Annotated in this window: 5 protein-coding genes and 1 pseudogene; 3 read left to right on the top strand and 3 right to left on the bottom strand. The window is 44.8% G+C overall.

From position 1 onward, the window contains the following. The first annotated feature begins 85 nt into the window (after positions 1 to 85). Positions 86 to 1,231 carry a hypothetical protein gene (locus tag J7545_RS21905; RefSeq protein ID WP_318701719.1) on the top strand — a complete coding sequence of 382 codons (1,146 nt, stop codon included), beginning with the start codon at positions 86 to 88 and terminating at the stop codon, positions 1,229 to 1,231. On the opposite strand, the gene J7545_RS21910 is transcribed toward J7545_RS21905, so the two are convergent. Continuing rightward, the gene (locus J7545_RS21910) at positions 1,228 to 1,947 is read right to left on the bottom strand and encodes a phosphate ABC transporter permease (RefSeq protein ID WP_318701717.1); all 720 of its coding nucleotides are present in this window, start codon (positions 1,945 to 1,947) and stop codon (positions 1,228 to 1,230) included. The two genes, J7545_RS21905 and J7545_RS21910, sit on opposite strands and share 4 nt — an antisense overlap. Positions 1,948 to 1,960: 13 nt before the next feature. On the opposite strand from J7545_RS21910, the gene J7545_RS21915 reads away from it, so the two are divergent. Together J7545_RS21915 and J7545_RS21920 are read left to right on the top strand one after the other, a co-directional pair. Further along, entirely contained in the window at positions 1,961 to 2,497 is a 537-nt protein-coding gene (locus J7545_RS21915; protein WP_318701716.1) for a hypothetical protein, read from the top strand. A gap of 23 nt (positions 2,498 to 2,520) precedes the next feature. Then, positions 2,521 to 2,859, top strand: a complete 339-nt coding sequence (locus tag J7545_RS21920) for a rhodanese-like domain-containing protein (protein WP_318701715.1) — start codon at positions 2,521 to 2,523, stop codon at positions 2,857 to 2,859. Positions 2,860 to 2,901: 42 nt separating this feature from the next. Here the strand turns inward: J7545_RS21920 and uvrA are convergent, their stop codons facing one another. Both uvrA and J7545_RS21930 read right to left on the bottom strand, forming a co-directional pair. After that, complete coding sequence (uvrA, locus tag J7545_RS21925) at positions 2,902 to 5,727, bottom strand: excinuclease ABC subunit UvrA (protein WP_318701713.1); 2,826 nt, start codon at positions 5,725 to 5,727, stop codon at positions 2,902 to 2,904. 41 nt (positions 5,728 to 5,768) lie between these two features. Next, positions 5,769 to 6,000, bottom strand: a pseudogene (locus tag J7545_RS21930) (hypothetical protein); the annotation flags it as partial.

Here is a 6,000-nt window from a genome sequence, read left to right on the forward strand (position 1 = left end):
TTTGTCGAAGTTCTTGGATGAAGGAAATATTCCAAGTTGTAACATCTACCGCGAACACCCATCCTCATTATTGCCAGCACCGATCATGAGCTTACCCCCTCCTGCCTTTAATCATTCTTCTTCAATTTCTACTCTTAATATTGATACCGATCGCCTCTTTCCTTTGATCGATCGGGTTCTCTCCTTTGAAGCCTGCCTTTATCATCAAGTCTTACCTCTAGTCGTAGAAGGAAGTTTAGTCAGATTAGGAATGGTCGATCCAGAAGACAATAGCGCTCTCACGTATTGCCGTCAAATCCTATCGTACCTTCGATGTTCCATTGTCACTCAAAAGATTTCCTCAGACTTACACCAATCTATCCTTAAAGCCTATCTCAATCATATCAGTACTCAACAACAATCCCCTCCTGCCTTACCTGAGCCTTCTTCAAAGCCCACTTCAGCGTCTAAGAGTACCTCAGAATCCGAGCATTGGCAAAACCGACCCACCTTAGTTTTAGATACCGAAGATGCGATCGCCTTAGTCAAAGGAGCAACTCCTGAGTCTAACCCTACCCCCAAACCTTCTCCTCCAGTCGATCAACCCAACCCCACGCAAGGGTTACCCAAGTTAAAAATCCAAGCCCAGTATTTATGCAGTCCTGTTGACGTGCTGGCAACGCTTCCTCCCTCTGTTTTATGGCAAGAATTACTCAGTCGAGTTTTAGTCGGTGGTATTGGACGATTGTTTTTTGAACGTCATCCTCACCATGGGCGAGTCTTATGGAGCTTAAACGGCATCATACAATCTGTTTTAGACAACCTACCCTTAGAACTGTTTCAGGGGGTAATTCATGAACTCAAATTACTCAGTCGCTTACCCCTAATTCCCGTCAAAACAGTGAAAGAAGTAGAACTCGAACGCTACTATCAGGAAGAACGATTATTATTGCGTTTGCGGGTAATGCCAGGAAAACAAGGGGAAGAAGCAACACTACAAGTCTTGCGGGGAGCCGCTTTAAAGTTTCACCAACGACAGCAATTAACCACCATGGGCAGAGACGCATTAACCATCGCCCAACAATTACAGAAGAAATTAAATGAGATCCGCGATCAAGCCCATGGAGATACTCAGTTTTCCGGAAAAGAGTTAGACTCCCTAACCAGCTTAAATCAGATTTTAATCCATGTAACCGAACAAGTTCGAGATTTACAAACCTTGCGCTCTCAACAGCTCAAAAGCCCAGACTAAAGATCGTACTCATCATTGCGCTGTTGAGGAATAGGCCGACGGCGCATCGGGCGAGTTTCCGAGCGCATAGACTGCCGGCGTAGGGTTTTGCTCACATCTAAAAACACATCACGGCGTAGATAGGGATAGTCACTCACCCACAAGTTAAGCTGAGGCATATAAACATCAGATATGCGATTAATCCGGCTTAAATCCCGTTGATTAGACATCACCACCATTTCCGCAATCATACCCACATCAATAGCTCGGTATTGGCGACGGATGGGCACTTGAAAACGGGTTTCAAAGCCAGTTTCATCGACTAAATCCAGATTTAAACGCCGTTCCCGGTTTTCGACAATCACTAAATCCCCACGATTATTTACCGTTTCTTCTGTATTAATTAATTCATCAGTCACAAACACATCTAAGACTTGACCGCGCCAGAATCCGCTATAGGGAAATCTTCGGTATGTAGCATTGCGGCGACTAGCCCAGAAAATCGGCCCCCATAACCAATAGGTTCCGATCGTAATCCCAATCAAAAATAAGAGTAACTCAAAACTATCTCCCAAAGCTGAGAGCCGGCCAAAGAAGATCACCAGAGCGCCCAAAACTGAGGCGAGTAAGCGTCTGAGGAGGTCAGGAAACTTACCCCAGCAGTATTTGTATTGATTGCCTGTCCCGATAAGAGGAATCAGTTGTTCAAACCGGCTGCGATTTAAGGGAATAAGCATAGAGGGATCGAGCGTGTCGAGTTCACCAACATTTTCCCTATCTTGCCATATTCTTGCAAACTTCCCACTGCACGGCGATCGAATTCTGATCTATGATAATCCCAAGTATCAGGGAATAAGGTGGGTAATGAGATTGAGTCGAGAGAATGAGTCTTCAGACTCCCAACGGGATTTTTACCGACAAATTACTGAATCCATCCGGGTTTTGAAACGTAACGATCAAATGCTCCATAACTTAATGTTAATGGAGTTTTGGTCAATTGTACGCACGATGGATGAACTAAATACTGGATTCTGGTCTCAGTATATGAAAAACCATCAGCAGGTTTCTCAGCAACGTCTTAAACAATGGCAAGCAGAAAAAGAGGCAGCTCAAACGCAGCGTTCCCCGTCTTTTTCTCGGTCATCTTCGCCCTTTGAATCAGAAGAAGAAGCCAAAAATGTGCAACAACAGATGTCTGAGCGGATTGCTTTATTTTCTGATATCATTGGAGATGAACGTTCTCCAACTCGACGGCAAATTCGGGAATCTTCCCACGAGAATAGTTAAGTCAGTTTTAGGAATACCAACCTATGATGATTGAAGAATTTAGTGTGGAAAAATTAGCGAACTTGAGCGACGAAGAGCGAGCCAACTGGCAATTTATTGATGTGCGCGAACCACAGGAAGTCGATCTGGCCAAGATTGAAGGATTTGAAGTGCTATCTTTAAGTCGGTTTCGGGAATGGTCAGAAGCAATTCATGCCCGATTTGACAAAGATAAGCCAACGGTGGTGATGTGCCATCATGGGATGCGATCCCAACAAATGTGCCAATGGCTCATAAATCAGGGATTTACCGATCTTAAAAACCTATCTGGTGGTATTGATGCCTATTCTTATTTAGTTGATCCTTCCGTTCCCCGCTATTAAGTCAATTAAAATCTCAATATGGAATGGCTCACTTTACGAGTTCTAGCCTAGAACGTCTCGCAAATAAAAGCCTGTATAGGACAGAGAACATTGTGTGACCTCTTCTGGAGTTCCCGTTACCACCACTTCCCCTCCTTTATCCCCTCCTTCTGGGCCTAAGTCAATAATCCAATCAGAGCAACGAATCACATCTAAATTATGCTCAATTACAATAATAGAATTGCCCTTATCCACTAAGCGCTGTAAAACATTCAGCAGTTGATGGACATCATAAAATGAGAGTCCGGTGGTGGGTTCATCAATTAAATAGAGGGTTTTTCCTGTGGCTCTGCGGGACAATTCTGTGGCTAATTTCACCCGTTGTGCTTCTCCTCCAGAGAGGGTGGGAGCCGGTTGTCCGAGATGAATATATCCTAATCCGACATCGACTAAGGTTTGCAAGCGGTTAACGGCTTTGGGGATATTTTGAAAGACTTCTAAGGCTTCAGAAACGGTCATATTCAAAACATCTGCAATGGAATATCCTTTGTATTTCACTTGCAGGGTTTCCCGGTTATATCTGGCTCCTTTACAGACTTCGCATTGGACATAAACATCGGGTAAAAAGTTCATTTCAATCACATTTACCCCTTGTCCTCCGCAGGCTTCACAGCGTCCACCTTTAACATTAAAAGAAAAGCGTCCGGGTTTATATCCTCTGGCTTTGGCTTCAATGGTTTCAGCAAAAATAGAACGAATGGAATCAAAAACACCGGTATAGGTGGCAGGATTGGATCTTGGGGTTCTACCAATGGGAGATTGATCGATGACAATCACTTTGTCAATGGCATCTAACCCAGTGATTTTGTCTAATTCTTGGGGAAAGGCAATATTCCGGTTTAAATGATGTTGGAGTGCGGGATAAAGCAGTTCATTAATTAAGGTGGATTTCCCGGAACCGGAGACTCCGGTAATGCTGACAAGTTTACCTAATGGAATTTCTAGACTAATATGCTTGAGATTGTTTTTATAGGCATTTTTGATTAGGATCGATCGCCCGTTCCCTTCTCGGCGTTTTTTCGGCGTTTCAATTGTTCTTTTACCCGATAAATATGCCCCCGTCAAGGATAGCTGATTATCGAGTAAGCATTGTAGAGTTCCTTGAGAGATAATTTCGCCACCATGAACCCCTGCACCGGGGCCAATATCCACTAAGTGATCGGCATTGCGAATCGTTTCTTCATCATGTTCAACGACGATTAAGGTATTGCCTAAATCGCGCAATTGGGTTAAGGTTTGCAGGAGACGAGAATTGTCCCGTTGATGTAAGCCAATACTGGGTTCATCTAATACATATAACACTCCCGTTAACCCAGCTCCAATTTGGGTGGCTAACCGGATGCGTTGCGCTTCTCCTCCAGATAACGTCATGGCAGCACGGTCTAGGGTAAGATAATCTAAACCGACATCGATTAAAAATTTCAGTCTAGCTTGAATTTCTTTGAGAGCGAGTTCGCCGATTTTCGCTTGGCGCTCGGAGAGATGGAGTTGCTTAATTTTCTCCAAACAATCGGCTATGGAAATCTCGGTTAAATCGTGAATATGATATTGTCCTAAGCGGACGGATAAGGCTTCTGGCTTCAGCCGTTTTCCCTGGCAAGATGTACAGGTTTTATCAATTAGATAGGGTTCGAGCTTCTGTTTTTGTAAGTCTGAGCCGGTTTCATGGTAAATCCGCTCTAAAATGGGGAGAACTCCCTTAAAGCGAGCATAATAACCGGAAGTTTGCCGATAGTCGGATTGGGGTTCGAGATAGATTTCTTCGGTTGTGCCATGGAGAACGATCTCTTGTTGTTCAGAAGTCAGATTTTTCCACGATGTGGTTAATTCAAAATTATAGGCTTCTGCCACACTGTCGAGTAGGGATAAATAATAGGTATTTTCTTTTTCTGACCAGGGTGCGATCGCGCGAAATAAAGGAGCATCTGTATCAGGAATCAGCAGCGCTGGGGAAAACTGGCGGTGACTTCCTAAACCGTGGCAGTCGGGACAAGCGCCATAGGGAGAGTTAAAGGAAAATAATCGCGGGGATAATTCTTCCATGACAGCGCCATGCTCGGGACAGGCAAAGTTTTCCGAAAATAGGATAGTTTCGGGTTCTGAATCTCCCATAACTTCAATCATCGCCATCCCTTCCCCGTGATGGAGCGCGGTACTTAAGGAGTCGGTTAATCGCTCTTCTAATCCGGGTTTGATGATGAGTCGGTCGATGACAATTTCAATATCGTGTTTGCGGTTTTTCTCCAGTTCAATAGTATCGGAAAATTCTTGGACTTCGCCATTAATGCGCACCCGCACAAATCCTTGGGAGGCTAAACTAGAGAGCAGTTTTTTATGGGTTCCTTTTTTACCGCGCACCACAGGAGCGAGAATTTGGAAGCGAGTACGGTTGGGAAGCTCCATGATGCGATCGCACATTTGATCGATGGTTTGGGGAGCAATGGAGCGATCGCAAATAGGACAATGGGGTTCTCCCGCACGACCCAACCACAAGCGCAAATAATCATAAATTTCGGTCACTGTCCCCACCGTAGAGCGGGGGTTATGGGAGGTTGATTTCTGGTCGATAGAAATAGCTGGACTCAACCCCTCGATACTGTCCACATCCGGTTTATCCACCTGACCCAAAAATTGCCGCGCATAGGCACTCAGGGACTCCACATAGCGCCGTTGACCTTCGGCAAAGATGGTATCAAAAGCGAGGGAAGATTTCCCCGATCCGGACACCCCAGTGAAGATAATGAGGCGATCGCGCGGTAATTCCAGATCGATATTCTTGAGATTATGCTGTCTCGCTCCTCGGATGCGGATCGTATTGTCTTCAGTCATAGGCGATCGGGAATGGGTTAATGTCAGTTAAGAGTGAGTGGTCATGAATCCAAGCTACTGGGATCGATTCCCAATTCCCTCAGTTTTTCGGTTAATTGTGCTATCTGTTGCCTTGCTGATAACAATTGCTCTTCTGGAGTTAAATAACGCTCTCCTTGCTCATTATACCAATACAACCATTCTCTAGTTATCCCTTGATAGGTTCCTTGCGCTCTACCGAGTCCTAAATTAATGCCGGGTAACCAGAACGGTTCTTCTCCTGAGAGCCGTTGA

Origin of the sequence: Roseofilum sp. SBFL (assembly GCF_017746885.1) — a bacterium.
In the GTDB taxonomy this organism is placed as follows: Bacteria; Cyanobacteriota; Cyanobacteriia; order Cyanobacteriales; family Desertifilaceae; genus Roseofilum.